This is a genomic window from Pseudomonas sp. REST10 (assembly GCF_029542605.1).
Taxonomy (GTDB): Bacteria; Pseudomonadota; Gammaproteobacteria; order Pseudomonadales; family Pseudomonadaceae; genus Aquipseudomonas; species Aquipseudomonas khazarica.
The window spans coordinates 1,940,261-1,966,275 of the sequence record NZ_CP035677.1 but is presented as its reverse complement, the minus strand read 5'-3'; the positions used below and the strand labels follow the sequence as shown (position 1 = coordinate 1,966,275).

The 26,015-nt window shown below is 64.1% G+C and carries 21 protein-coding genes; 7 read left to right on the top strand and 14 right to left on the bottom strand.

What is annotated here, in order from left to right:
* Positions 1–3: 3 nt before the first annotated feature.
* Positions 4–1,341 (bottom strand): Na(+)-translocating NADH-quinone reductase subunit A, encoded by a 1,338-nt coding sequence (locus EWH21_RS09255; RefSeq protein WP_152488322.1) that lies wholly within the window; start codon positions 1,339–1,341, stop codon positions 4–6.
* A 381-nt stretch (positions 1,342–1,722) separates the two neighbouring features.
* The gene (locus tag EWH21_RS09250; RefSeq protein ID WP_047589845.1) at positions 1,723–3,189 is read right to left on the bottom strand and encodes a glyceraldehyde-3-phosphate dehydrogenase; all 1,467 of its coding nucleotides are present in this window, start codon (positions 3,187–3,189) and stop codon (positions 1,723–1,725) included.
* 131 nt (positions 3,190–3,320) lie between these two features.
* Here EWH21_RS09250 and mfd point away from each other — a divergent pair, with 131 nt between their 5' ends.
* Positions 3,321–6,758: a transcription-repair coupling factor gene (mfd, locus tag EWH21_RS09245; protein ID WP_277700349.1), complete on the top strand. Its 3,438-nt coding sequence runs from the start codon at positions 3,321–3,323 to the stop codon at positions 6,756–6,758.
* Between the two features lie 11 nt (positions 6,759–6,769).
* The gene (locus EWH21_RS09240) at positions 6,770–7,291 is read left to right on the top strand and encodes a CsiV family protein (protein ID WP_037048640.1); all 522 of its coding nucleotides are present in this window, start codon (positions 6,770–6,772) and stop codon (positions 7,289–7,291) included.
* A gap of 60 nt (positions 7,292–7,351) precedes the next feature.
* Here EWH21_RS09240 and EWH21_RS09235 read toward each other — a convergent pair whose 3' ends face one another.
* The 4 genes from EWH21_RS09235 to EWH21_RS09220 are packed head-to-tail and all read right to left on the bottom strand — an operon-like array spanning position 7,352 to position 10,394.
* On the bottom strand, positions 7,352–8,089 hold the full coding sequence (locus EWH21_RS09235) for an S-methyl-5'-thioinosine phosphorylase (RefSeq protein ID WP_152488320.1): 738 nt from the start codon (positions 8,087–8,089) through the stop codon (positions 7,352–7,354).
* Between the two features lie 10 nt (positions 8,090–8,099).
* The gene (nagZ, locus tag EWH21_RS09230; protein WP_277700348.1) at positions 8,100–9,098 is read right to left on the bottom strand and encodes a beta-N-acetylhexosaminidase; all 999 of its coding nucleotides are present in this window, start codon (positions 9,096–9,098) and stop codon (positions 8,100–8,102) included.
* A gap of 11 nt (positions 9,099–9,109) precedes the next feature.
* Positions 9,110–9,637: a L,D-transpeptidase gene (locus tag EWH21_RS09225; protein ID WP_037048645.1), complete on the bottom strand. Its 528-nt coding sequence runs from the start codon at positions 9,635–9,637 to the stop codon at positions 9,110–9,112.
* A 49-nt stretch (positions 9,638–9,686) separates the two neighbouring features.
* Positions 9,687–10,394 (bottom strand): TetR/AcrR family transcriptional regulator, encoded by a 708-nt coding sequence (locus EWH21_RS09220; protein WP_277700347.1) that lies wholly within the window; start codon positions 10,392–10,394, stop codon positions 9,687–9,689.
* Between the two features lie 227 nt (positions 10,395–10,621).
* On the opposite strand from EWH21_RS09220, the gene lexA reads away from it, so the two are divergent.
* Together lexA and sulA are read left to right on the top strand one after the other, a co-directional pair.
* On the top strand, positions 10,622–11,236 hold the full coding sequence (gene lexA, locus EWH21_RS09215) for a transcriptional repressor LexA (protein WP_037048649.1): 615 nt from the start codon (positions 10,622–10,624) through the stop codon (positions 11,234–11,236).
* Between the two features lie 9 nt (positions 11,237–11,245).
* Entirely contained in the window at positions 11,246–11,707 is a 462-nt protein-coding gene (gene sulA / locus EWH21_RS09210) for an SOS-induced cell division inhibitor SulA (RefSeq protein ID WP_037048651.1), read from the top strand.
* 64 nt (positions 11,708–11,771) lie between these two features.
* Here sulA and EWH21_RS09205 read toward each other — a convergent pair whose 3' ends face one another.
* From EWH21_RS09205 to fadB, 6 genes are all read right to left on the bottom strand, one after another.
* Complete coding sequence (locus EWH21_RS09205; protein ID WP_037048652.1) at positions 11,772–12,008, bottom strand: hypothetical protein; 237 nt, start codon at positions 12,006–12,008, stop codon at positions 11,772–11,774.
* 80 nt (positions 12,009–12,088) lie between these two features.
* Entirely contained in the window at positions 12,089–12,607 is a 519-nt protein-coding gene (locus EWH21_RS09200; RefSeq protein WP_277700346.1) for a DUF6586 family protein, read from the bottom strand.
* A 79-nt stretch (positions 12,608–12,686) separates the two neighbouring features.
* Positions 12,687–15,293, bottom strand: a complete 2,607-nt coding sequence (topA, locus tag EWH21_RS09195; RefSeq protein WP_037048654.1) for a type I DNA topoisomerase — start codon at positions 15,291–15,293, stop codon at positions 12,687–12,689.
* A 242-nt stretch (positions 15,294–15,535) separates the two neighbouring features.
* Positions 15,536–15,778, bottom strand: a complete 243-nt coding sequence (locus tag EWH21_RS09190; protein ID WP_277700345.1) for a DUF1653 domain-containing protein — start codon at positions 15,776–15,778, stop codon at positions 15,536–15,538.
* Between the two features lie 76 nt (positions 15,779–15,854).
* On the bottom strand, positions 15,855–17,030 hold the full coding sequence (gene fadA, locus EWH21_RS09185; protein ID WP_277700344.1) for an acetyl-CoA C-acyltransferase FadA: 1,176 nt from the start codon (positions 17,028–17,030) through the stop codon (positions 15,855–15,857).
* 30 nt (positions 17,031–17,060) lie between these two features.
* Positions 17,061–19,208 (bottom strand): fatty acid oxidation complex subunit alpha FadB, encoded by a 2,148-nt coding sequence (fadB, locus tag EWH21_RS09180; RefSeq protein ID WP_037048661.1) that lies wholly within the window; start codon positions 19,206–19,208, stop codon positions 17,061–17,063.
* Positions 19,209–19,675: 467 nt separating this feature from the next.
* On the opposite strand from fadB, the gene EWH21_RS09175 reads away from it, so the two are divergent.
* Both EWH21_RS09175 and EWH21_RS09170 read left to right on the top strand, forming a co-directional pair.
* A complete protein-coding gene (locus EWH21_RS09175; protein ID WP_277700343.1) occupies positions 19,676–20,497 on the top strand; it encodes a hypothetical protein in 822 nt (273 codons plus the stop codon).
* A 144-nt stretch (positions 20,498–20,641) separates the two neighbouring features.
* Positions 20,642–21,091: a universal stress protein gene (locus EWH21_RS09170; protein ID WP_037048672.1), complete on the top strand. Its 450-nt coding sequence runs from the start codon at positions 20,642–20,644 to the stop codon at positions 21,089–21,091.
* A 60-nt stretch (positions 21,092–21,151) separates the two neighbouring features.
* On the opposite strand, the gene EWH21_RS09165 is transcribed toward EWH21_RS09170, so the two are convergent.
* Together EWH21_RS09165 and EWH21_RS09160 are read right to left on the bottom strand one after the other, a co-directional pair.
* Positions 21,152–21,838, bottom strand: a complete 687-nt coding sequence (locus EWH21_RS09165) for a hypothetical protein (protein WP_047586426.1) — start codon at positions 21,836–21,838, stop codon at positions 21,152–21,154.
* A 17-nt stretch (positions 21,839–21,855) separates the two neighbouring features.
* Entirely contained in the window at positions 21,856–23,781 is a 1,926-nt protein-coding gene (locus EWH21_RS09160; protein ID WP_277700342.1) for an ATP-binding cassette domain-containing protein, read from the bottom strand.
* 234 nt (positions 23,782–24,015) lie between these two features.
* Here EWH21_RS09160 and EWH21_RS09155 point away from each other — a divergent pair, with 234 nt between their 5' ends.
* Positions 24,016–25,944 (top strand): transglycosylase SLT domain-containing protein, encoded by a 1,929-nt coding sequence (locus EWH21_RS09155; RefSeq protein WP_134676245.1) that lies wholly within the window; start codon positions 24,016–24,018, stop codon positions 25,942–25,944.
* The last annotated feature ends 71 nt before the right edge of the window (positions 25,945–26,015 follow it).

Here is a 26,015-nt window from a genome sequence, read left to right as displayed (position 1 = left end):
GGATTAACCCTCCTTCTCGATACGGGCGAGGTTGTCCCGCAGGATCGGGCCATATTCATACTTGCCGGCGCACACGTAGGTGCACAGCGCCAGGTCTTCTTCGTCGAGTTCGAGGCAGCCGAGCTTCTGCGCCATCTCGGTGTCACCGACGATCAGGTAGCGCAGCAGCTGGGTCGGCAGGATGTCCAGCGGCATCACGGCTTCGTAGTTGCCCACCGGTACCATGGCGCGCGGGCTGCCATTGGTGGTGGTGGTGAAGTTGAACAGCTTGGCGCCGGCCAGCTTGGAAACGAAGATGTTCAGCACCGAGTGCTTGTTCACCCCGGCACGCAGGTAGTGCAGCATCTCGCGGTCATTGCCCTCGCCCAGGCAGGACACCTGGTTGTGGTAGCGACCGAGGAAGGCGAACGCGCCCTGGGCGGTACGCCCACCGAACACGGAGCCGGAAATCACCCGGTTGAAGCCGGGCTTGAGTTCACCAGCGGTGAGCTCTTCCAGGCTGGCGCCCAGGCGGGTACGCAGCAGACGCGGCTGCTCGGCGACCGGACCACCCAGCGCGACGACGCGCTCGACGAACAGCTGACCCGTGGTGAACAGCTTGCCGACGGCGATCACGTCCTGATAGCCGATCTGCCAGACGCTCTTGCTGGCGCTGACCGGGTCGAGGAAATGAATGTGGGTACCTGGCAGACCAGCCGGGTGCGGGCCGGCGAAGGCCTCGCTCTGCACCTTGGCCAGGCTCTCGCCGGGCAGGCTGACGCCATCCGCCTTGCACAGGAAGACCTTGGCCAGGTTACCGAGAACCTTCAGGCCATTTTCGAAATCAGCGGCATATTCGCCAATGATCACCGCCGGATCGGCGGCCAGCGGGTGAGTATCGACCGCGGTCACGAAGATCGAACTGGGCACCGCATCCAGGGCCGGCACCTTGCTGAACGGACGGCTACGCAGCGCAGTCCACAGGCCGGACTGCTGCAGGTTCTCGCGAACCTGCTCGTCACTCAGCGCTTCGAGCTGGTCGGCAGCGTACTGGGCGAAGGTTTCCTGCTCGTCGCCGTCGATATCGATGACGACCGATTGCAGGACACGCTTCTCGCCACGGTGAATGGCACTGATAACGCCAGCAGCGGGGGCGGTGTAACGCACGCCGGGTGTCTTCTTGTCGGTAAACAGCAACTGACCGAGCTTGACTCGGTCACCGACCTGCACTTCCATCGTCGGCTTCATCCCGTGATAGTCGAAGCCGATGACGGCGACACTGCGCACGGGCCTTGCGGCCTCGATACGCTGTGCCGGCGCACCCGTTATGGGCAAATCGAGCCCATGCTTTAGTTTGATCATAGGTTTGCCTAACCACTGATTTAGAAAGCTTTTTATAAGACAGGGGGCAACGCCCGCAGACCCAATAGGATCAACCACCTCGGCATGTCGCTGAGGTGCATAAGGGTGCCGGTCCTGGGTAAAAAATCTGCTCGATTATAAAGATGGCCCCCTGGACTGGCCACCCAAGTGCTTGCTTTTTTTGACCCTCCGGTAACAGCAAGCAACACTTCACGTGCCGCCAGGCATCAACCAGACGCAGCGGACAGACGATGTACATACGACCATCGTCCAAGCGCCGCCACCTGCCCCACCCTCGAATACGCGCCGCGAGCGACCAGCCAGCGGCGGCCGCGCATAAAAAACGGGAGCCGAAGCTCCCGTCTTGTCACACCCCGGCGCTTAGCGCGGGAAAGCAGGCGGGTTGACCCCGGCCATGTCTTCCATCACTCGCACCACCTGGCAGCTGTAACCGAACTCGTTGTCGTACCAGACGTACAGAACGACGCGGTTATCGTTGGCGATGGTCGCCTCGGCATCGACCACACCAGCATGACGCGAGCCGACGAAGTCAGTGGACACCACTTCCTGCGAGCTGACGAAATCGATCTGCTTCTGCAGGTCCGAGTGCATGGCCATCTGGCGCAGGTACTCGTTGATCTCTTCGCGGCTGGTGGCCTTCTCAAGGTTCAGGTTGAGGATGGCCATCGACACGTTCGGCGTCGGTACGCGAATGGCGTTACCAGTCAGCTTGCCCTTCAGCACCGGCAGTGCCTTGGCGGCAGCGGTGGCGGCGCCGGTCTCGGTGATCACCATGTTCAGCGCAGCACTGCGACCACGACGACTGCCCTTGTGGAAGTTGTCGATCAGGTTCTGGTCGTTGGTGTACGAGTGAACGGTCTCGACGTGGCCGTTGACGATGCCGAACTTGTCATTGACCGCCTTGAGCACCGGCACGATGGCGTTGGTGGTGCAGGACGCAGCGGAGATGATCTTGTCGTCCGCAGCGATTTCGCCGTGGTTGATGCCGTGCACGATGTTCTTCAGCGCGCCCTTGCCCGGCGCGGTCAGCACGACGCGGTCGACGCCCGGGCACTTCAGGTGCTGGCCGAGGCCTTCGGCATCACGCCATTTGCCGGTGTTGTCCACCAGCAGGGCGTTCTTGATGCCGTACTGGGTGTAGTCGATGGACGCCGGATCGTTGGAGTAGATGATCTGGATCAGGTTGCCGTTGGCAGTCAGGGTGCTGCTGGCTTCATCGATTGTGATGGTGCCATTGAACTTGCCGTGTACCGAGTCGCGGCGCAGCAGGCTGGCGCGCTTGACCAGGTCGTTCTCGGCGCCCTTGCGCACGACGATGGCACGCAGACGCAGGCCGTCGCCACCACCGGTCTTCTCGATCAGGATGCGCGCCAGCAGGCGGCCGATGCGACCGAAGCCGTAGAGCACCACGTCGGTGCCTTCACGGGCAGCGCCGTTCTGCTTGCCCACGACCTCTTCCAGCTCGTCCTTGACGAACTGCTCGACGCCGCGGCCAGCGCCTTCGGCCTTGAACTTGGCAACCATCTTGCCCAGGTCCACGGAAGCGGCACCCAGCTTGAGCTCGCTCATGGCCTTGAGCATCGGGAAGGTGTCGTGTACCGACAGTTCGGCCTCGTCAGCCAGGCGGTGACGGGCGAAACGGTGAGCCTTGAGGATGTCGATGACCGAACGGTTGATCAGGCCACGGCCATAGATCGAGGTCACCACATTGTTGTTGCGATAGAGCTGACCAATCAGCGGAATCATCGCTTCCGCGAGGGCTTCACGATCGATCCATTCACCGAGACACTGGTCGGGCTTCTGAGTCACGGGCAGTACCTTCCACATGTAGGGGCTGAAAAAAGGGGCTACATTATGACGGCGCTCGCGTGCGGGAGCAATGCGCGCCTGTCGCGACTGACATTGACCCCAAAGCCCCGCTACAATTCCCGGCCTTTTGTCACGACCGCGAGCCGCCCGTGTCCGTACTGCGTCTTCCGTCTCTGCCGGCCAGTGCCGGCAAACAGCAATGGGGCAACCTGCCTGGCGCCGCCCTTTCCCTGGCGATTGCCGAGGCCGCCAGCACTGCCGAGCGTTTCACCCTGGTCCTGACCGAGGGCAGCCAGAGCGCCGAACGCCTGCAGGAAGAACTGGCCTTCTTCGCCCCCAGCCTGCCGGTGCTGCATTTCCCCGACTGGGAAACCCTGCCCTACGACGTCTTCTCGCCCCACCAGGACATCATCTCCCAGCGCATCGCCACCCTGTATCAGCTGCCGCAGTTGAAGCGCGGGATACTGGTAGTGCCGATCAGCACCGCCCTACACCGCCTGGCGCCGAAAAACTTCCTGCTCGGCAGCAGCCTGGTGCTGGATGTCGGCCAGAAGCTGGACGTGGAGCAGATGCGCACGCGCCTGGAGGCCGCCGGCTACCGCTGCGTCGACACGGTCTACGAACACGGCGAGTTCGCCGTGCGTGGTGCGCTGATCGACCTCTACCCGATGGGCAGCGAAACGCCCTACCGCATCGACCTGTTCGATGACGAGATCGAAACCCTGCGCACCTTCGACCCCGAGACGCAGCGCTCGGTGGACAAGGTCGAGTCGATTCGCCTGCTGCCGGCACGCGAGTTCCCGCTGGAGAAGAAGGCCGTCAGCGATTTTCGCGGGCGCTTTCGCGAACGCTTCGACGTCGACTTCCGCCGCTGCCCGATCTATCAGGATCTGTCTTCCGGCATCACCCCTGCGGGCATCGAGTACTACCTGCCGCTGTTCTTCGAGGCCACCGGCACCCTGTTCGACTACCTGCCGGGCGACACTCAGGTGTTCTCGCTGCCGGGCATCGAGAAAGCCGCCGAGCAGTTCTGGCTGGACGCGCGCAACCGCTACGAGGATCGCCGTGTCGACCCGGAGCGCCCGCTACTGCCGCCCGCCGACATATTCCTGCCGGTGGACGACTGCTTTGCCCAGCTGAAAAGCTGGCCACGGGTGGTGGCCAACCCCGAGGACATCGAACCCGGCGTCGGCCGCACGCGGTTCGACGCACGCGCCCTGCCCGACCTGGCGATCCAGGCCAAGGCCGGCGAGCCGCTGGCGGCGCTGCGCCGCTTCATCGAGGAGTACCAGGGCCGTGTGCTGTTCTGCGCCGAATCGGCCGGGCGCCGCGAGGTGCTCCTGGAGCTGCTCGCCCGCCTCAAGCTCAAGCCCAGGGAGGTCGACGGCTGGCCGGCCTTCGTCGCCAGCGGCGAACGCCTGAACATCTGCATCGCCCCGCTGGACGAAGGCCTGCTGCTCGATGACCTGGCGCTGATCGCCGAAAGCCCGCTGTTCGGCCAGCGCGTGATGCAGCGTCGCCGCCGCGAGAAGGGCCGCGAAGGCGGCGACAACGTGATCAAGAACCTCACCGAGCTGCGCGAAGGCGCACCGGTGGTGCATATCGACCACGGCGTCGGCCGCTACCTGGGCCTGATCACCATGGAGTTCGACGGCCAGGCCGCCGAGTTCCTCGCCCTGCAATACGCCGACGAGGCCAAGCTCTACGTTCCGGTGGCCAGCCTGCACCTGATCGCCCGCTACAGCGGCAGCGACGATGCCCTGGCGCCGCTGCACCGGCTGGGTTCGGAAACCTGGCAGAAAGCCAAGCGCAAGGCCGCCGAGCAGGTACGCGACGTCGCCGCCGAACTGCTCGACATCTACGCCCGCCGCGCCGCCCGCGAAGGCTTCGCCTTCCAGGACCCGGCGGTGGACTACGCCACCTTCAGCGCCGGCTTCCCCTTCGAGGAAACCCCGGACCAGCAGGCGGCGATCGATGCCGTGCGCGGCGACATGCTGGCCGGCAAGCCGATGGACCGCCTGGTCTGCGGCGACGTCGGCTTCGGCAAGACCGAGGTGGCCATGCGCGCCGCCTTCATCGCCGTGCACAGCGGCAAGCAGGTGGCGGTGCTGGTGCCCACCACCCTGCTCGCCCAGCAGCACTACAACAGCTTCCGCGACCGCTTCGCCGACTGGCCGGTGAAGGTCGAGGTGATGAGCCGCTTCAAGAGCGCCAAGGAAGTCGAAGGCGCCGTGCAGCAACTGGCCGAAGGCAAGGTGGATATCGTCATCGGCACCCACAAGCTGCTGCAGGACGACGTGAAGTTCCACAACCTGGGCCTGGTCATCATCGACGAGGAACACCGTTTCGGCGTGCGCCAGAAGGAACAGCTCAAGGCCCTGCGCAGCGAGGTGGACATCCTCACCCTCACCGCCACGCCTATCCCGCGCACCCTGAACATGGCCGTGGCTGGCATGCGCGACCTGTCGATCATCGCCACCCCACCGGCGCGGCGCCTGTCGGTGCGCACCTTCGTCATGGAAGAGAACAAGCCGACCATCAAGGAAGCGCTGCTGCGCGAACTGTTGCGCGGTGGCCAGGTGTACTACCTGCACAACGATGTGAAGAGCATCGAGAAGTGCGCCGCCGACCTCGCCGAGCTGGTACCGGAAGCGCGCATCGGCATCGGCCACGGGCAGATGCGCGAGCGCGATCTGGAACAGGTGATGAGCGACTTCTACCACAAGCGCTTCAACGTGCTGGTGGCCTCGACCATCATCGAGACCGGCATCGACGTGCCCAGCGCCAACACCATCATCATCGAGCGCGCCGACAAGTTCGGCCTGGCCCAGCTGCACCAGCTGCGTGGCCGCGTCGGCCGCAGCCACCACCAGGCCTATGCCTACCTGCTGACGCCGCCGCGCAAGAGCATGACCGAAGACGCGCAGAAGCGCCTGGAAGCCATTGCCGGCGCCCAGGACCTCGGCGCCGGATTCATCCTCGCCACCCACGACCTGGAAATCCGTGGCGCCGGCGAGCTGCTCGGCGACGGCCAGAGCGGGCAGATCCAGGCAGTGGGCTTCACTCTCTACATGGAAATGCTCGAGCGTGCGGTCAAGGCCATCCAGAAAGGCGAACAACCCAACCTCGACCAGCCGCTGGGCGGCGGCCCGGAGATCAACCTGCGCGTGCCTGCGCTTATCCCCGAGGACTACCTGCCCGACGTGCACGCGCGCCTGATCCTGTACAAGCGCATTTCCTCGGCCTCCGACGAAGACGGCCTGAAGGAACTGCAGGTCGAGATGATCGACCGCTTCGGCCTGCTGCCCGAGCCGACCAAGCACCTGATGCGCCTGACCCTGCTCAAGCTGCAGGCCGAAAAGCTGGGCATCACCAAGGTCGACGCCGGACCGCAGGGCGGCCGCATCGAGTTCGCCGCAGAGACCTGCGTCGACCCGCTGACGCTGATCAAGCTGATCCAGGCCCAGCCCAAACGCTACAAGTTCGAAGGCGCCACCGTCTTCAAGATCCAGGTGCCGATGGAGCGCGCGGAAGAGCGCTTCAACACCCTGGAAGCCCTGTTCGAGCGCCTCGCGCCCACCACCTGAAGGACCTGACCATGCGCCCACTGCACCTGATCGCCCTGCTGCTCTGCCTGTTGGCACCGAGCGCTTTCGCCGAACGCCTCTACCAGGTCGAGCTGCTGGTGTTTCGCCAGGCCGGCGAACCCGTGATCGCGCCGAAGATCGCCCCCGACGACTGGGCCGGCACCGCCCTGCCGATCGACGGCAACGAACGCGCCACCGCCCTCAACAACGAGGCCGCCAAGCTCAACCCCGGCAACGGTTATCAGGTCCTGCTGCACAAGGCCTGGAGCCAGACGCTGGGTGGCACCCCGAGCCGCGTCGCCGTCAGCACTGGCGACGGCCACTTCGGCCACTACCCGGTCGAAGGCACGCTGACCTTCACCCAGGAACGCTTCGCCGACCTGGACCTGGAGCTGTGGATCAACCACTTCAGCGCCGACGGCCTGCTCGACAGCAGCGAGCACATGAAAGTCGCCCAGCGCCTGAAGGACAACAGCCTGACCTACCTGGACCACGGCAGCCTCGGCGCGCTGGTACGTATCAGCCCGCTTTGAGGGCATGACGCAAAAGGGCCGCTGAGCGGCCCTTTTTCATTGCAGCGATCGAGGCAGCAGCTAGGCGCTCAGCACACGCGCCAGCACGCCCTTGACCGTGCCCATCCCCTGCTCCAGCACGCGCTCGATCTCGGCCATGGTGATCAGCCCCGGCGCCTTGCCCGCAGCCGGATTGACCACCAGCGCCAGGCAGGCATAGGGCAGCGCCAGCTCACGCGCCAGAGCCGCCTCGGGCATGCCGGTCATGCCGACCAGGTCGCAGCCATCGCGCTCCATCCTGACGATTTCTGCCACAGTCTCCAGGCGTGGCCCCTGGGTGCAACCGTAGACGCCCTGGCTGCTGCAGGCCGCCCCCTCGCTGCGCAGCGCCGCGATCAGGCGCTCACGCAGGGCCTCGTCATAGGGATGACTGAAATCCACGTGGGTCACATGCTCCAGCTCACCCTCGAAGAAGGTGTGTGCGCGCCCGGCGGTGTAATCGATGATCTGGTGCGGCACGCAGAAATGCCCGGCGCCCATCGCCGCGTGAATACCGCCGACCGCGTTGACCGCGACGATGGCACTGGCGCCGACCTGCTTCAGCGCCCAGAGATTGGCGCGGTAGTTGATCTGGTGCGGCGCAATGCGGTGTGGTTGGCCATGACGGGCGAGAAACAGCACGTCGCGCCCGGCATACTCGCCCCGCAGGATATCGGCCGAAGGTGCCCCGTAAGGCGTCTCCACGGAGACCGCCTGACGGATCTCGAGGCCCGGCAACTGGGTCAGGCCAGTGCCGCCGATGATGGCAAGAACGCTCATGGTGCCCTCCTCAATCCAGCAACTGAGCGGTTCTGAGTGCAGCCACCGCCCGCGACCAGCGCGGCGCCTGGCGATAGTCGGTGCACGCATGAGCACGCCCGCGCATCCGCTGCAGCCGTTCGGCCGGCTGCACCTGCAGACGCTGCAGTGCGGCGAGGGCCAGCTCGGCCGAGCCACGATCGTTGCACACCAGGCCCATGTCGCAACCGGCGCTGAGCGCCGCCTCGATACGCTTGCCCGCGTCCCCGGCGACATGCGCCCCGGCCATGGACAGGTCGTCGCTGAAGATCACCCCGTCGAAACCCAGCTCACCGCGCAGGATGTCCTGCAGCCAGCGGCGAGAGAAACCAGCCGGCTGCTCGTCCACCTGAGGGTAGATCACATGCGCCGGCATCACCGCATCGAGCTGGCCGGACAACTGCCGGAACGGCTGCATGTCACAGGCACGAATGTCCTCCAGGCTGCGCTCGTCGACGGGAATCGCCACGTGGGAGTCGGCCTCGGCCCAGCCATGTCCGGGGAAGTGCTTGCCGGTCGCCGCCATGCCCGCCTGCTGCATGCCACGGATGAACGCCGCAGCCAGCTGCGTGGCACGCTGCGGGTCACCCTCGAAAGCACGACTGCCGACCACCGCGCTGCGCTGATGATCGAGGTCGAGTACCGGCGCGAAACTGAGATCCAGGCCGACGGCCAGTACCTCGGTCGCCATCAGCCAGCCGCAGTGCTCGGCCAGCTCCTCGGCGTTGTGATTGTCGGCGATGGCGCGCATCGCCGGCAGGCGCAGGAAGCCCTCGCGCAGGCGCTGCACCCGTCCGCCTTCCTGATCCACGGCCAGCAGCAGGTCCGGGCGCACGGCACGAATGCTCTGGCACAGCTCGCGCACCTGGCGCGGCGATTCGATATTGCGGGCAAAAATGATCAGGCCACCCACCTCGGGCTGGCGCAGCATCTGGCGATCCTCGGCGGTCAGCCAGGTGCCAGCGACATCCATCATCAATGAGCCTTGCATGCAGGTATTCCTTACTGAAAATCGTGGTCCGCAGCCCACTGCGGGCATGGCGCCTCGTCGATACGCACCCGGCAATGCACGGGCACGCGCTCGAACAGCGCCAGCATGTCGGTATTACGCAGCCGGACGCAGCCATGAGACAGCGGCGTGCCCATGGGTTCCGTATCCGGCGTGCCATGCAGATAGATATAGCGGCGAAAGCTGTCTACCTCACCCAGGCGGTTGCGACCGGGCTCCAGGCCGCTGAGCCAGAGAATGCGGGTGAGGATCCAGTCGCGGTCGGGAAACTGCTGATGCAGCTGCGCGGACCAGACCTCACCGGTCCAGCGCCTGCCGCGCAGCACGGCGGCCAGCGGCAGGCCTGCGCCGATCTTCGCCCGTACCTGGTGCAGGCCACGTGGCGTGCAGCCGGAGCCGTTGCGCTCACCGGGGCCGTTCAGCGCCGTGGAGACAGGCAGGCGCAGCAGCACCTGGCCGGCGCCAAGGCCATAGAGGGTCTGGTCAGCGAGAGAGATATGCAGCAGATCGAGATCGGACATGGGCCGCTAGCTTAGCCGAAGGGCCAAGCCAAGCCCACCTGCCCCGGCATCAAACCTTGGGCGTAGCGCCGGGCGTCTTGCTGCGGGGCTTGAGCTGAGCACCTGCCAGCGCGGGATCGTCGACACCGGAGTCCGAGCGCATGCCGGCGGCCAGGAATGGCACCATCATCCTCATCACCTGCTCGATGGAGGTATTGACGCCGAAATCGGTCTCGGCCATGGCGCGCAGCGCCTTGATCCCGGACATGCTGAACGCCGCCGCGCCGAGCATGAAGTGCACGCGCCAGAACAGCTCCAGCGGCGGAATGCGCGGCGCGGTTTCATGCACCAGCAGCATGTAGCGACGGAACACCTTACCGTAGACCTCTTCCAGGTACTTGCGCAGGTGCCCCTGGCTCTGGCTGAAGGCCAGGCCGAGCAGCCGCATGAAGATGGAGAGGTCATTGCCGCTGCGCGGCTTGACCGCCAGTGCCTGCTCGACGAGCAGTTCCAGGAGCTCCTCGAGTGTGGCCTGGTTTTCCGTCTTCGCCTGGCGACGGTCGAGCTCCTTCTCCAGGCTGGTACAGAACGGCCCGAGGAAACGCGAGAACACCGCCTGGATCAGCGCCTTCTTGGAGCCGAAGTGATAGTTGACGGCTGCCAGGTTGACCCCCGCCTTGCTGGTGATCAGACGAAGCGAGGTCTCGGCGAAACCTTTCTCCGCGAACAGCTGTTCTGCAGCATCGAGAATGCGTTCAACGGTTTCCGACTGGGCCATGAGCTATCACCTGACAAACACTTGTTTGAAACATACGTTTCAGCGCATCGAAATGTCAAGCCGCATGAGCCGTCTTTTGGCCGGCTGGTCACAGCTTATAACAGCACAGACGTCAATTGACCCGTGCGGGTAACACGCGGCGCAACCGGCGCATGAAAATTGGCCGTTGCCAAGCCCGGCTTACTGTATATAATCCCAGTCACTGTATAAAAAGACAGAGCCCAGCCATGCTGAAACTGACGCCCCGCCAAGCCGAGATTCTCGCCTTCATCAAACGCTGCCTGGAAGACAACGGCTACCCGCCCACCCGTGCGGAGATCGCCCAGGAACTGGGCTTCAAGTCGCCCAATGCCGCCGAGGAGCACCTCAAGGCCCTGGCCCGCAAGGGGGCGATCGAGATGACCCCGGGCGCCTCCCGTGGCATTCGCATCCCCGGTTTCGAGGCCGGCGCAGCGAACGAAGACGAGGGCCTGCCGGTCATCGGCCGGGTGGCCGCTGGTGCGCCGATTCTCGCCCAGCAGCACGTCGAGGAATCCTGCCAGATCAACCCGACCTTCTTTCAGCCCAAGGCCGACTACCTGCTGCGCGTACGCGGCATGAGCATGAAGGACATCGGCATCTTCGATGGTGACCTGCTCGCCGTGCACACCACTCGCGAGGCGCGCAACGGCCAGATCGTCGTCGCCCGCATCGACGACGAAGTCACGGTCAAGCGCTTCAAGCGCGAAGGCAACAAGGTCTGGCTGATTGCCGAGAACCCCGAGTTCGCCCCGATCGAGGTCGACCTGGAGCACCAGGACCTGGTCATCGAAGGTTTGAGTGTCGGCGTGATTCGCCGCTAAGGAGACGCCATGCACATGCAGCAGTCGTTCGAACGTTCACAGCTCCCCCTGTTCAACGCCTTTCTCGCCGACACCCCACACGAGGCACCTGCCGAAGCCGGTGTGGTCGACGACCAGGCATTCAGCGAGCTCGCCCTTCGCGGCACGGCCGGCCACTGCCTGCATTTGCTGGCACCGATCCTCCGCGAACTGAGCCAGAACCAGGATGCGCGCTGGCTGACGCTGGTCGCGCCGCCTGCCAGCCTGACCCAGGCCTGGCTGCGTGACGCCGGCCTGAATCGCGAACGCATCCTGCTGCTGCAGCCACGCCAGGGGCAGGACGCCCTCGAGCTGGCCGAGGAAGCGCTCAAGCTGGGCCGCAGCCATACCGTCATCAGCTGGCTGCATCCTGTCGAGCGCAGCACCCGCCAGCGCCTGGCGCAGGCGGCGCAGACCGGCGGCGCGCAGAGCCTGAACATCAGCCTGGGCTGACGCTTCGCAGAAACGCAAACGGGGCTCCACTGGAGCCCCGTTTTCGTTGATTCATCGTCGTCGATCAGTGCAGGACGCGAGGTTCATCTTCTTCGCCGACGAAGTCGCCCTCGGCCATGCGCCCGGCCATCTGCACACCCACGTTCAGCATGGCCTTGGCCACTTCGATGTGCTGCCCCTGCAGAAAGGCCTTGGCGTCAGCGGAGAAGTCCAGAGTGACCAGGGCCTCTTCATCTTCTGCACGGCGCAGGGCGATACGCCCATCGGGCAGTTCGACGATTTCCAGGAAGGATGTAGGCATGGCTCAGTCTCTGTGCAAAAACACGACATTGTAACAGTCAGTCGGGGTCACCCCCAGCCCACTGGTCCAGTTAAACCCGATCAGCACTCACTGAGGCCTTCGCGGAAACGCAGCACCAGGGTCTTGAACTGCTGACGCCAGGCGTCGATGTCGTCGACGCTCAGCTCCACCGGCTCCTCACCGACACTGACCGCAGTGATCAGCGGCATCGCCGGGTCGACCTTGGCCTTGCGTTCCTCACGCGGCGGCTGGAACAGCGCCGCATAGGCGGCCAGCAGCTGCGCCAGCCAGGTTTCACGCTGCTGCGCCAGTTCGACCAGCTCGGCCAGCTCGGGGCTGGGCGCGCCATCGAGCACCGCCTGCTGGACGAAGGCCTCGACACGCGAAGGGGCCGCGTCGCTCATGCGGTAGTAACCGGCGATCTCGTGGCACACGCCGAGAAGCGCGCCATACAGGTGGAACAACGCCGCCTCGCGCTCGGCCTGCACCAGCGCCTGCACGTTGAACGCGGCGGAGCCTTCGGCCTTGCGCCAGTTATCCAGGGCGATACCGGCGAAGAAGATCTTCTGGTTGGTGCGGGTGTAGATTTCTTTGGCCATTGCGGCGACCTCCACTGCAGATCGAGCCATGGTACGCGCGCCGGCCATTGCCGGCGCGCATTTCGTCAGGACGCTGAACTCAGCGCTTGTCCTCGACCTTCCACTTGCCGCCATCGAAGAAGGCGCGCCAGCCGGTCGGCTTGCCGTCGACCTCGGACTGCACGTACTGCTCCTTGGTCTTGCGGCTGTAGCGAATCACCGCCGGGCGACCGTCCGGGTCCTTCTGCGGGGCATCGCAGAGGAAGTGGTACTTGGGATCGATCTCCTGCTTGTGCGGCACGATTTCCAGCACCAGCGGAGCGCGGGTCTCGCGGTTCTTCGGGAACTGGCTGGCGGCGAGGAAGAGGCCCGAGGCGCCATCACGCAGCACGTAGGTGTCATCCACCTTCTCGCACCTGAGTTCCGGCATCTCCACCTTGTCCATCTTCGGCGGTGCCGCCTCGCCGTTCTTCAGCAGCTTGCGGGTGTTCTTGCAGCTGGCATTGGTACAGCCGAAGAACTTGCCGAAACGGCCGGTCTTGAGCTGCATCTCGCTGCCGCACTTGTCGCACTCCAGGCTCGGGCCTTCGTAGCCCTTGATGCGGTACTGGCCCTGCTCGATCTCGTAGCCGGTGCAATCGGGGTTGTTCCCGCAGATATGCAGCTTGCGGGTTTCATCCAGCAGGTAGGCATCCATCGCCGTGGAACAGATCGGGCAGCGATGCTTGCCCAGCAGCACGCGGGATTCGGACTCGCCCTCGTCGTCCGCGGCGATCTCGTCGCCCGGCACCAGGTTGATGGTGGCCTTGCAGCGCTCCTTCGGCGGCAGCGCATAGCCGGAGCAGCCGAGGAACACCCCCGTGGAGGCGGTACGAATCATCATCGGCCGGCCGCACTCGCGGCAGGGGATGTCGGTCAGGGTCGGCTGGTTGGCACGCATGCCACCCTCGCCCGCTTCCGCCACTTCGAGCTTCTTCTTGAAGTCGGCATAGAACTCGTCGAGCAGATGCTTCCACTCGCGCTCGCCCTGGGCGACATCATCCAGATGCTCTTCCATGGTGGCGGTAAAGCCGTAGTCCATGAGGTTGGCGAAGCTCTCGTCGAGACGCTCGGTGACGATGTCGCCCATCTTCTCGGCGTAGAAGCGACGGTTGTGCACCGTCACGTAGCCACGATCCTGAATGGTGGAAATGATCGCCGCGTAGGTGGACGGACGGCCGATGCCACGCTTCTCCAGCTCCTTGACCAGGCTCGCTTCGGAGTAGCGCGCCGGCGGCTTGGTGAAGTGCTGGCTGGGGTCGAGCTGGATCAGCTTGAGGCCCTCGCCTTCCTTCATTTCCGGCAGTACGTCGTCTTCACCGGGCTTGCTCTGCTGCGGCAGCACACGGGTGTAACCGTCGAACTTGAGGATGCGGCCCTTGGCACGCAGCTCGAAATCGCCAGCCGCCACGGTGACGCTGGTGGACAGGTATTCGGCCGGCGGCATCTGGCAGGCCACGAACTGGCGCCAGATCAGGTCATACAGGCGCTCGGCATCACGCTCCATGCCGGACAGCTGGGTCGGGCGCAGGTTGACGTCGGACGGACGAATCGCTTCGTGCGCCTCCTGAGCGCCTTCCTTGCTCGAGTAGAGGTTGGGCTTGCCCGGCAGGTACTTGTCGCCGTACTCGCTGCCGATGAAGCCACGCACCATCTCCACGGCGTCGGCGGACAGGTTGGTCGAGTCGGTACGCATGTAGGTGATGTAGCCGGCCTCGTACAGACGCTGGGCCATCATCATGGTCTTCTTCACACCGAAGCCCAGGCGGTTGCTCGCCGCCTGCTGCAGGGTGGAAGTGATGAAGGGCGCCGAAGGCTTGCTGCTGGTCGGACGGTCCTCACGCTTGGCCACGCTGTAGCTGGAAGCCTTGAGCTTCTCCAGCGCGGCCATGGCCTGGGCCTCGTTGACCGGCTTGAAGGCCGCGCCCTTCTCGCGCACCACCTCGAAACGCACCTTGGCGTTCTTCGCGGTACCGAGGTCCGCGTGCACTTCCCAGTATTCTTCCGGCACGAAGGCGCGGATCTCTTTCTCGCGCGCCACCACCAGCTTCACGGCCACCGATTGCACGCGACCGGCAGACAGACCACGTGCGATCTTCGCCCACAGCAGCGGCGAGACCATGTAGCCCACCACGCGATCGAGGAAGCGTCGGGCCTGCTGCGCGTTGACGCGGTTGATATCCAGATCGCCGGGCCTGGAGAAGGCTTCCTGAATAGCCTTCTTGGTGATCTCGTTGAACACCACGCGCTTGTAACGGGCGTCATCACCGCCGATGGACTCGCGCAGGTGCCAGGCGATGGCTTCCCCTTCACGGTCCAAGTCGGTCGCGAGATAGATGGTGTCGGCATCCTTGGCCAGACGACGCAGTTCGTCGATCACCTTTTCCTTGCCGGGCAGGATCTCGTACTTGGCCTTCCAGCCATGCTCGGGGTCGACCCCCATGCGCGCGAACAGCTGACGTTTGGCCTTTTCCTTGGGCGACAGCGCCGGGGCTTCGCCGGCCGCCTTGCCGCGCTTGGCAGGCTCCTTGTTGGCGCTTGCCGAGCCACTGGTAGGCAGGTCACGGATGTGGCCGATGCTCGACTTCACCACGTACTGGTTGCCCAGGTACTTGTTGATGGTCTTGGCCTTGGCCGGGGATTCCACGATGACCAGCGATTTGCCCATGGATCAGAAAATTCCTGAATTGCGAAATATAGAAGGCACGGAGCCGAGGGTGTTTACAAAGCAGCGAGCGAAGGTCAGGCAAGGCGAAAACAGTCGAGAAAGTGCTGTGTACGAGCTGTACATGAGCATTTTGAGGCTGGTTTCAACGCAGCATGGCCGAGTGCAGCAATTTGCAGACGCCCTCTAAGGCCCCGCTATATATAGTGGCGACCAAGCGAAGGTCAAGCGCAGGGTCTGCGCAGTCAGGCTTGATGCGCCCCAATCGGGCTGACTTCAGCCTGAATCAAAGCAAAGCGTGGAACGCGCTTGCCGTCCACCTCGACCTCCTCGCAGAACATGCTCAGCGGTCGCACCCAGAGGCCGAACTCGCCGTACAGCGCCTGGTAGACCACGACCTCTTCCTCGCTCTCGGAATGCCGCGCCACACCGAATACACGGTACTGCGGGCCTTTGTAATGGCGATAGAGTCCTGACTGCAACTGCATTGAAGGGGTTCCCGAAGTGAAAAGCCGTAAAAAGCAAAACCGGGGCACTGGGCCCCGGTTTCGTGTCCGCTAGCGCTTAAACGCGCTCGAAGACGGTGGTGATGCCTTGGCCAAGGCCCACGCACATGGTGGAGACACCCAGGGTGCCGCCGTTCTGCTTCATGACGTTGAGCAGGGTACCGGAGATACGGGCCCCGGAACAACCGAAGGGGTGACCCAAGGCGATCGCGCCGCCGTGCAGGTTGACCTTCTCTTCCATCTTGTCGAGCAGTTTCAGGTCCTTCAGCACCGGCAGGGCCTGTGCGGCGAAGGCTTCGTTGAGTTCGACAAAATCGATGTCGACCATGCTCAGACCCGCGCGCTTGAGCGCCTTCTGAGTGGACGGCACCGGGCCGTAACCCATGATCGCCGGATCGACACCAGCAACGGCCATGGCACGCACCACGGCCATCGGCTGGATGCCCAGGTCCTGAGCACGCTGGGCGCTCATGACGATCATGCAGGAGGCGCCGTCGGTGATCTGCGAGGAGGTACCGGCAGTCACGGTGCCGCCTTTCGGGTTGAAGGCAGGCTTCAGCGCAGCCAGGCTCTCGAGGGTAGTTTCCGGACGAATGGTTTCGTCGAAATCGTACATCTTGAGGAAGCCGTTCTCGTCGTAGCCTTGCATCGGGATGATTTCATCCTTGAACTTGCCTTCGACGGTGGCCTTGTGCGCCAGACGGTGCGAACGCTCACCGAAGGCGTCCTGCTGCTCGCGGCCGATGCCGTGCATCTTGCCCAGCATCTCGGCGGTCAGGCCCATCATGCCGGACGCCTTGGCGGCGTACAGCGACAGGTGCGGGTTCGGGTCGACACCGTGCATCATGCCGACGTGGCCCATGTGCTCCACACCACCGACGACGAACACGTCGCCGTTGCCGGTCTGGATCGCCTGCACGGCAGTGTGCAGCGCGCTCATGGACGAACCGCACAGGCGGCTGACGGTCTGGCCGGCGCTGGTGTGCGGGATCTGGGTCATCAGCGACGCCATGCGCGCGATGTTCCAGCCCTGCTCCAGGGTCTGGTTGACGCAGCCCCAGATCACGTCCTCGACCTCGGCCGGATCGACCTTGGCGTTACGCTCCAGCAGCTTGCTGATCAGGTGCGCGGACATGGTCTCGGCGCGGGTGTTGCGGTGCATGCCGCCCTTGGAACGACCCATCGGGGTACGACCGAAGTCGACGATCACTGCATCTCTAGGATTCAGGCTCATAAATTCACTCTCGCTCTAGTCGTTGCGCGCTTAACCGAAGAACTTCTGGCCGTTGGCGGCCATTTCGCGAAGCTTGGCGGTCGGGTGGTACAGCGCGCCCAGGTCGGCGTACTTGTCGGCCAGGGCGACGAACTCGGCGACACCGATGGAATCGATGTAGCGCAGCGCACCGCCACGGAAGGGAGGGAAGCCGATGCCGTAGATCAGGCCCATGTCGGCCTCGGCTGCGGTGTCGACGATGCCGTCTTCCAGGCAACGAACGGTTTCCATGCACAGCGGGATCATCATGAAGTTGATGATGTCCTCGTCGGTGACTTCACGCTCTTCGACCACGATCGACTTCAGCAGCTCGTAGGCAGCCGGGTCGGAGACCTTCTTCGGCTTGCCGCGCTTGTCGGTCTCGTAGGCGTAGAAGCCCTTGCCATTCTTCTGGCCCAGGCGGTCGGCTTCGTACATCACGTCGACGGCGGTCTTGCCTTCCACGGCCATGCGGTCCGGGAAGCCTTCAGCCATCACGTCACGGCCGTGGTGACCGGTGTCGATGCCGACCACGTCGGACAGGTAGGCCGGACCCATGGGCCAGCCGAACTTCTCCATCACCTTGTCGATGCGCACGAAGTCGACACCGAAGCCCAGCAGCTTGGAGAAGCCGCCGAAGTACGGGAACAGCACGCGGTTGACCAGGAAGCCGGGGCAGTCGTTGACCACGATCGGGTTCTTGCCCATCTTCTTGGCGTAGGCAACGGTGGTGGCCACGGCCACTTCGCTGGACTTCTCGCCACGGATGACTTCGACCAGCGGCATCATGTGCACCGGGTTGAAGAAGTGCATGCCGACGAAGTTTTCCGGGCGCTTGAGCGCCTGGGCCAGCAGGCTGATGGAGATGGTCGAGGTGTTGGAAGCCAGGATGGCGTCCTCACGTACGACGCCTTCCACTTCGGCCAGCACGATCTGCTTGACCTTGGGGTTCTCGACCACGGCTTCGACGACGATGTCGACGTTGCCGAAATCACCGTAGGACATGGTCGGACGGATGGCGTTGAGCGCCTCGGCCATCTTCGCCGGGGTCATGCGGCCCTTCTCGACGCGCTTGCCGAGCAGCTTGGAGGCCTCGTTCAGGCCCATCTGGATACCCTCTTCACGGATATCCTTCATCAGGATCGGCGTGCCCTTGGAAGCCGACTGGTAGGCGATACCGCCGCCCATGATGCCGGCGCCGAGTACGGCAGCCAGTTTCACGTCACGCGCGATTTCGTCGTGATGCTTGGCCTTCTTCTTCAGCTCCTGGTCGTTCAGGAACAGACCGATCAGGCTCTCGGCAACCGAGGTCTTGGCCAGTTTGACGAAGCCGGCGGCCTCGACTTCCAGCGCCTTGTCACGGCCGAAGTTGGCGGCTTTCTGGATCGACTTGATCGCCTCGACCGGTGCCGGGTAGTTCGGGCCGGCCTGGCCAGCGACGAAGCCCTTGGCGGTCTCGAAGCACATCATCTGCTCGATGGCATTGAGCTTGAGCTTTTCCAGCTTGGGCTGACGCTTGGCCTTGTAGTCCAGCTCGCCGGAGATGGCGCGCTTGACCAGGTCCAGCGCGGCGTCCTTGAGCTTGGCAGGGGCGACGACGGCGTCGACGGCACCAACCTTCAGGGCGTCGGCAGCCTTGTTTTCCTTGCCCGAAGCGATCCACTCGACCGCGTTGTCGGTACCGATCACGCGCGGCAGGCGCACGGTGCCGCCGAAGCCCGGGTAGATGCCCAGTTTGACTTCCGGCAGACCGATCTTGGCGGTCTCGCTCATCACACGGTAGTCACCGGCCAGGCACATCTCGAAACCGCCACCCAGGGCGATGCCGTTGATGGCGACGACGGTCGGCACGGCGAGGTCTTCGAAATCACTGAAGATCTTGTTGGCTTCCAGGTTGCCAGCCACCAGCTCTTCGTCGGGCAGCTTGAAGTTGTCGACGAACTCGGTGATATCGGCGCCGACGATGAATACGTCCTTGCCACTGGTGACAATCACGCCCTTGATCGAACCGTCAGCCTTGATCGCGTCGACGGAGGCGCGCAGCTCGTTGAGGGTAAGACGGTTGAATTTGTTGACGGACTCACCCTTGAGGTCGAAATTCAATTCGACGATGCCGCTCTCAAGAGCCTTAACCGTGATGGCTTTACCTTCGTAAATCATCAACTGATCTCCACGGTATGGAAGCTGAACAGTACACATCGGAGCCAACCGGCAGGCCTGCCCGCGACACAGCCGTCGAGCATAGCCCCAATCGGTACGACACACCCGCCGACGCGATATTCGGGCTGTGTTGGCGCGCCTGACCAGGCAAACGCTCAATTCATACGCCCGTTTGATTTGGGTGTGCACACCTTCGGGGAAAAGCCCGCGCTTGTCAATTGGCCTCGTTTCGACGTTTTCCCGACGATTTGCGCAAGCCTGGTCACGCGCGGCCTCCAGCGGGTCTCGATAAATAGCGTCAATATCGTGCCATTGCCGGTGTTTTCGCGTTTGTTGCAGGCAAGCCCGAGTCCCTAGCCAAACGCCGACGCTCCGGGTACAGTCGTCTCACTTTCGGCTGGCACAGCGCCATCCGTGAGCACTACAACAACAAATCGAGCCCCACGATGGGCCACACGGAGTCGCCAATGTCGAGCCGCCGTTCGCTTGCATTCCCCCTGAGCGCCCTGCTCGTTCTGCTGTTCACGTTGCTTTCCTCTCCCTTGCTCAATGCCGCGCCGGCCGATGACCTGCTGCGCCTGCACCAGCTGCGCCTGGCGATGCAGAAGAGCCTGGGCGACTTCTACATGTACAACGGCATGGAAGGCGACCAGCGCTATGCGCGGATGATCGGCGAATCACTGCAGGACGTGCAGTCGCACCTCAGCGCCCTGGGCGACATGCCCGGCGACGCCAGCAAGGCCCTGCGCGCGCAGCTGCAGAGCAACTGGCAGAGCTACCACGCCTCGCTCCAGGCACTGATGGAAGCCATGCGCACCAAGGGCTACACCGACCTGCAGCCGGTTGCCGACCTCGCCGACAGCAATCAGCGCCTGATGGCCATCAGTCAGGAGCTGTATCAGAAGATTCAACAGGAAAGCGGCCATAGCGTTCCGCCGCTCACCCAGAAAAGCCGCGAGCAGAGCCTGCTGATGCAGAACATCGCCCTGGACTACGCCTCGCGCAGCGCCTCGGTCGGCGCCAGCTTCTTCGGCGGTGGCGAGGAGCGGGCAATCGACGAGCTGGCGGGTGAGTTCGCCAGCAAGCTGGACAGTCTCAGCAGCGCGCAGCAGAACACGCCGGAAATCAGCGCTGCGCTGAACACCATCGAGACCAAATGGCGTTACATCGAGAAATCGCTGCGCAACTACAACGAAAATACCGTACCTTTCCTGATCAGCAAGTATTCCGACAGCATCATCGAAGGCCTCGAAGGCGTATCGGCGCAATATGCCGCCAGCCAGCATTGATGCCCCGCATTCCGGCCTGCCTGGCCACCTCCGCCCGGTGCTCGCACTGGGCTTTTTCTTTTCCCTGCCATGATCGGTCGCCCTATCGCATGCAATGGGGCCATACTTGATACAGCGCTATTTGCCTTTCACGAGGAGTTCACCATGCCCTACCAGCATATTCTGGTCGCCGTAGACCTGACCGACGAATGCGACCCCGTGGTGGTTCGCGCACAGAAACTGGCGCAGGCCAGCGGAGCGAAGATGTCCTTGGTGCACATCGTCGAGCCCATGGCCATGGCCTTCGGTGGTGACGTGCCGATGGACCTGTCGATGCTGCAGCAACAGCAGTTCGAACAGGCCCGCGAGCGCCTGGACAGCTTCTCCGGCAAGTACCCCGAGCTCGCTGCGGACCAGCGCCACCTTGCCTACGGCCAGCCACGCCAGGAAATCCACCGTCTCGCCGAAGAACAGGGTTGCGACCTGATCGTGGTCGGCAGCCATGGCCGCCACGGCCTGGCACTGCTGCTCGGCTCGACCGCCAACGACGTGCTGCACGGTGCGCCCTGCGACGTGCTCGCGGTGCGCCTGAAGAAGCCGGAAAAACACGCCTGATCCTGTCTCCCGCGCTCATCGCTGAGCCGCGGGAGATCACAACTGGCGGCGGTTCGTTGCTCAGTCGAACGAATCGCCGGCACTCATGACCAGCGGACGGATCTTCTGCAGCTGAGTCTCCAGCGATACCGTCATGCTCGACGACATGGAGAAGAAGGTGAGGAAGGCCTTGAGGTTCGAATCACCCTCGCAGGTGTCGTGGATGCGCTGCCAGAACGCCTGGTTGACCAGTTTCAGTTGCTGGAACAGGCGCACCAGCCCCTTGAGTTCCCAATCGGCCAGACGCCCTTCACGCATGTTGAAGTACTGCCGCGTCAGGTAGAGCGACACCGCGCGCAGGATGAACTCCTGGTTGTTGGCGAACGGCAGGTGATGCTGCGCCATGGGCCGCAGGCGCCCCAGCAGCGGGCAGGCGCTGGTGGCCATGATCACCCCCAGCAGCGCACGCAGCCCCTCCTCCAGGCCCAGGTGCTTGGTGTACTCGCGCTCCGGCGTACGGACCCAGACACTGGCTTTCTTGAACGCCGGCAGGCCACGAAAATCCTCGATCACCCGATGCAGGTCGACCGCCGCCGGGCAGTTGCTGAACTGCTCGCGGCTGAGCGGGCAGTTGCTGCACTGCTGGTGCCCGAGACGCGTCCAGGCTGGTGCCTGCTGAGCCTCCTCGGGGTCGTACTCCCGGTTCAGCTCGATCCGATAGCTGAACTGATGATTGTCATCCAGAGTAATGCGGTACTCGATGGCCATGCCTGTTCGTTCCTTCGTCAGCCTTCCAGCTCTGCCCAGCGCTCGATCAACCTGTCCAACTCCTTCTGCAGGTCATCGAGACGCGCCAATACGTCCGTGGTGGTCTGCACCGGCTGCTGATAGAAGCCGGGATCCGCAATCCGTTCCTGCAACGCGGCCATCTCCTGCTCCAGGGCATCGATCTGCCCGGGGATCGCTTCGAGTTCGCGCTGCAGCTTGTAGCTGAGTTTCTTCTTCGCCGGCTCGCTGCTTTCCTGAACCGGTTGTGGCGCCGCTGCCGCCGGCGCCTCGACGACCGCGCTGGCCAGCTCGGCCTTGCCCGACTTGCTCTCGCCAACACCGAGCAGGCGCGGCGAACCACCCTGGCGCAGCCAGTCCTGGTAGCCACCCACGTACTCGCGCACCTTGCCCTCGCCCTCGAACACCAAGGTGCTGGTCACGACATTGTCGAGGAAGGCACGATCGTGGCTGACCATCAGCACCGTACCAGGGAAGTTAAGCAGGACTTCTTCGAGCAGTTCCAGAGTTTCTACATCCAGGTCGTTGGTCGGTTCATCGAGCACCAGCAGGTTGGCCGGTTTACTGAACAGCTTCGCCAGCAACAGTCGTGCCCGCTCCCCCCCGGAAAGCGCCTTCACCGGGGTGCGCGCCCGCTGCGGACTGAACAGGAAGTCGCCCAGGTAGCTCAGCACGTGGCGGTTCTGCCCATCGATGCTGATGAAGTCGCGCCCTTCGGCGACGTTGTCGATCACCGTCTTCTCCGGCTCGAGCTGGTGACGCAATTGGTCGAAATATGCCACTTCCAGCTTGGTGCCCACCTCGATGCCGCCACTGCTCGGCTGCAGGTCACCCAGCAGCAGCTTGAGCAAGGTGGTCTTGCCGGTGCCGTTGGCGCCCAGCAGGCCGATGCGGTCGCCACGCTGCAGCACCATGGAGAAATCCCTGACCAGGAACGGACCGCCGGCATGGGCGAAACTGACGTTCTCCGCCACCATGACCTGCTTGCCGGACTTGTCCGCCGTCTCCAGCTGGATGGTGGCCTTGCCCTGGCGCTCGCGACGTTCAGCGCGCTCGGCACGCATCGCCTTGAGCGCACGCACCCGGCCTTCGTTGCGCGTACGGCGTGCCTTGATGCCCTGGCGAATCCACACCTCCTCCTGGGCCAGGCGCTTGTCGAACAGCGCGTTGGCAGTCTCCTCGGCGGCGAGCTGCTGCTCCTTGTGCACGAGGAAGCTGGCGTAGTCGCCGTTCCAGTCGATCAGCCCGCCACGATCCAGCTCGAGGATGCGTGTGGCCAGGTTCTGCAGGAAGGAGCGGTCGTGGGTGATGAACAGCACGGCGCCACCGAAGTCCTTCAGCGCTTCTTCGAGCCAGGCGATGGCGCCGATATCCAGGTGGTTGGTCGGTTCGTCGAGCAGCAGCAGATCCGGCTCGGAAACCAGCGCCTGCGCCAGCAGCACGCGGCGGCGCCAACCACCGGACAGCTCGGCGAGGGTCTTGTCGGCAGGCAGTTGCAGGCGGCTCAGGGTGCTGTCGACCAGTTGCTGCAAACGCCAACCGTCCTTGGCTTCCAGCTCCTGCTGGACGTGCATCAGTTGCTCGAGATCGTCATCGCCCGAGATGTGCTGCGCCAGGTGGTGATAACGCGCCAGCAGCTCGCCGACTCCGGCCAGGCCTTCGGCGACCACGTCGAACACCGTGCGCTCGTCGGCACGCGGCAGCTCCTGCGGCAACTCGCCGATCTTCAGCCCGGGCGCCCGCCAGATTTCGCCGTCATCCGGCATCTGGTCGCCCTTGACCAGGCGCAACATGCTCGACTTGCCGGTACCGTTGCGGCCGATGATGCACACCCGTTCGCCCCGTGCAATCTGCCACGACACCCCGTCGAGCAGGGGCATGGCGCCATAGGCGAGGGATACGTCAGCGAACTTGAGCAGGGTCATGGGCATCTCCAGAAACAGGGGGCGCATTCTACCCGAGATGCAACCGGGCTGTTGCCGTTTCGCGCCGGCAACGGCATCCACCCGGATGGCGCCCGAGCGCCCCGGCGCCGCTTTTTTGCCGCATATGTCCGTCCGGCGCTGCGCCATTCACCCTGCCTCGATGAAGCGCTAAGCTAGACGTATGCAACAACACGGACCGTGTTGCCCAATCACCCGCTTGCCCCTGGATATACCATGCGCAGTCGCTTTCTCTCCGTAATTTCCTGCCTGATTCTCACCTCCGCCGGCGTCGCCAGCGCCGAAGCCGCCAGCCTTGCCCAGCAGCGCCAGTACTACGACGAAGCCAAGCGCGCACTGGCCAAGGGCGACAGCGGTCCCTACCGCACCTACCAGACAGCGCTGCGTGACTACCCGCTGACGCCTTACCTGACCTATGACGACCTGACCAGCCGGCTCAAGTCCGCCAGCAATGCCGAGATCGAGAAGTTTCTCGCCGAGCATGGCGACCTGCCGCAAGCCAGCTGGATGAAGCTGCGCTGGTTGCGCATGCTGGCCGAGCGAGGCGACTGGAAACCTTTTCTCGCGCACTACGATCCGGCGATGAACTTCACCGAACTGGACTGCCTCTACGGCCAGTACCAGATGACCCATGGCCAGGTCGCGGAAGGCAATGCCACGGCCGAGAAGCTCTGGCTGGTGGGCAAGTCGCAACCCAATGCCTGCGACCCGCTGTTCGAGCGCTGGACGGCCAACGGCCAGCTCACGGAGAGCCGCCGCTGGCAGCGCACCAAGCTGGCCGTCGAGGCCGGCAACTATGGTTTGGCCAACTACCTGGTCAAGGGGCTGTCCACCCTCGGCACCCACGGCAAGCTGTTGCTCGAGGTGGCGCAGAAACCGCAAACCCTGAAGCAGACCGCCCGCTTCGCTCCGGCCGACGAGGCAATGGGCGACGTGGTCGGTCTCGGCCTGCGTCGCCTGGCCCGGCAGAGCCCGGAAGACGCCCTGCCGCTGCTGGACAGCTACGCGCAGCGCATGAAGTTCTCCGAACAGGAGAAGGTCGCCATCGCCCGGCAGATCGGCCTGACCCTGGCCAAGCGTTTCGACATGCGCGGGCTGCAGGTGATGGCCAAGTACGACCCGGAACTGCGCGACAACAGCGTCAGCGAGTGGCGCGCACGGCTGCTGCTGCGCAACGCTCGCTGGGATGAGGCCTACCAGCTGACCCAGCGCATGCCCGCCGAGCTGGCCAGCAGCAACCGCTGGCGCTACTGGAACGCCCGCAGCCTGCAACTGGCCCAGCCCAACAGCCAGCAACCGGCCGTGCTGTTCCAGGCACTGGCCAAGGAGCGTGACTTCTACGGTTTCATGGCCGCCGACCAGGTCAAGGCCCCCTACCAGCTGAACAACCAGCCGCTGCACATCGACCCCAAGGTCATCCAGAAGGTGCGCAACACGGCCGGTATCCGCCGCGCCATGGAGTTCCACGCCCTGGGGCAGATCGTCGACGGCCGGCGCGAGTGGTACCACGTCAGCCGCCTGTTCAGTCGCGATGAACTGGTGGCCCAGGCACGCCTGGCCTACGACATGGAGTGGTACTTCCCCGCCATCCGCACGATCAGCCAGGCCCAGTACTGGGACGACCTGGAAGTGCGCTTCCCCATGGCGCACCGGGATGACCTGGTGCGTGAAGCGCGACGCCGTGACATCCATTCGAGCTGGGTATTCGCCATCACCCGCCAGGAGAGCGCGTTCATGGCCGACGCCCGCTCCCATGCCGGCGCGATGGGCCTGATGCAGCTGATGCCGGCCACCGCCCGGGAAACCGCACGCAAGTTCGGCATTCCGCTGTCCTCGGCGAAGCAGGCGATCAACCCGGAGACCAACATCCAGCTGGGCGCCGCCTACCTGAGCCAGGTATATGGCCAGTTCAACGGCAACCGCGTGCTCGCCTCGGCGGCCTACAACGCCGGCCCAGGCCGCGTGCGCCAGTGGCTGCGCGGCGCCAATCACCTGAGCTATGACGTCTGGGTGGAGAACATCCCGTTCGACGAGACCCGCCAGTACGTGCAGAACGTGCTGTCCTACTCGGTCATCTACGGCCAGAAGCTCAATGCGCCCCACCCGCTGGTGGCCTGGAACGAGCGCTTCTTCGACGACCAGTGAAACCGCGTGCGCTGCAAGCCATGAACGCTGAACACAGCGCTGCGGCTTGCAGCCCGAGGCTCATGGCCTGC

Excerpts from the sequence above, each read along its gene's own strand:
- EWH21_RS09255 (WP_152488322.1), bottom strand. The coding sequence starts at position 1,341 with ATGATCAAACTAAAGCATGGGCTCGATTTGCCCATAACGGGTGCGCCG.
- EWH21_RS09250 (WP_047589845.1), bottom strand. The coding sequence starts at position 3,189 with ATGTGGAAGGTACTGCCCGTGACTCAGAAGCCCGACCAGTGTCTCGGT.
- EWH21_RS09240 (WP_037048640.1), top strand. The coding sequence starts at position 6,770 with ATGCGCCCACTGCACCTGATCGCCCTGCTGCTCTGCCTGTTGGCACCG.
- EWH21_RS09235 (WP_152488320.1), bottom strand. The coding sequence starts at position 8,089 with ATGAGCGTTCTTGCCATCATCGGCGGCACTGGCCTGACCCAGTTGCCG.
- nagZ (WP_277700348.1), bottom strand. The coding sequence starts at position 9,098 with ATGCAAGGCTCATTGATGATGGATGTCGCTGGCACCTGGCTGACCGCC.
- EWH21_RS09225 (WP_037048645.1), bottom strand. The coding sequence starts at position 9,637 with ATGTCCGATCTCGATCTGCTGCATATCTCTCTCGCTGACCAGACCCTC.
- EWH21_RS09220 (WP_277700347.1), bottom strand. The coding sequence starts at position 10,394 with ATGGCCCAGTCGGAAACCGTTGAACGCATTCTCGATGCTGCAGAACAG.
- lexA (WP_037048649.1), top strand. The coding sequence starts at position 10,622 with ATGCTGAAACTGACGCCCCGCCAAGCCGAGATTCTCGCCTTCATCAAA.
- sulA (WP_037048651.1), top strand. The coding sequence starts at position 11,246 with ATGCACATGCAGCAGTCGTTCGAACGTTCACAGCTCCCCCTGTTCAAC.
- EWH21_RS09205 (WP_037048652.1), bottom strand. The coding sequence starts at position 12,008 with ATGCCTACATCCTTCCTGGAAATCGTCGAACTGCCCGATGGGCGTATC.
- EWH21_RS09200 (WP_277700346.1), bottom strand. The coding sequence starts at position 12,607 with ATGGCCAAAGAAATCTACACCCGCACCAACCAGAAGATCTTCTTCGCC.
- topA (WP_037048654.1), bottom strand. The coding sequence starts at position 15,293 with ATGGGCAAATCGCTGGTCATCGTGGAATCCCCGGCCAAGGCCAAGACC.
- EWH21_RS09190 (WP_277700345.1), bottom strand. The coding sequence starts at position 15,778 with ATGCAGTTGCAGTCAGGACTCTATCGCCATTACAAAGGCCCGCAGTAC.
- fadA (WP_277700344.1), bottom strand. The coding sequence starts at position 17,030 with ATGAGCCTGAATCCTAGAGATGCAGTGATCGTCGACTTCGGTCGTACC.
- fadB (WP_037048661.1), bottom strand. The coding sequence starts at position 19,208 with ATGATTTACGAAGGTAAAGCCATCACGGTTAAGGCTCTTGAGAGCGGC.
- EWH21_RS09175 (WP_277700343.1), top strand. The coding sequence starts at position 19,676 with ATGTCGAGCCGCCGTTCGCTTGCATTCCCCCTGAGCGCCCTGCTCGTT.
- EWH21_RS09170 (WP_037048672.1), top strand. The coding sequence starts at position 20,642 with ATGCCCTACCAGCATATTCTGGTCGCCGTAGACCTGACCGACGAATGC.
- EWH21_RS09165 (WP_047586426.1), bottom strand. The coding sequence starts at position 21,838 with ATGGCCATCGAGTACCGCATTACTCTGGATGACAATCATCAGTTCAGC.
- EWH21_RS09160 (WP_277700342.1), bottom strand. The coding sequence starts at position 23,781 with ATGACCCTGCTCAAGTTCGCTGACGTATCCCTCGCCTATGGCGCCATG.
- EWH21_RS09155 (WP_134676245.1), top strand. The coding sequence starts at position 24,016 with ATGCGCAGTCGCTTTCTCTCCGTAATTTCCTGCCTGATTCTCACCTCC.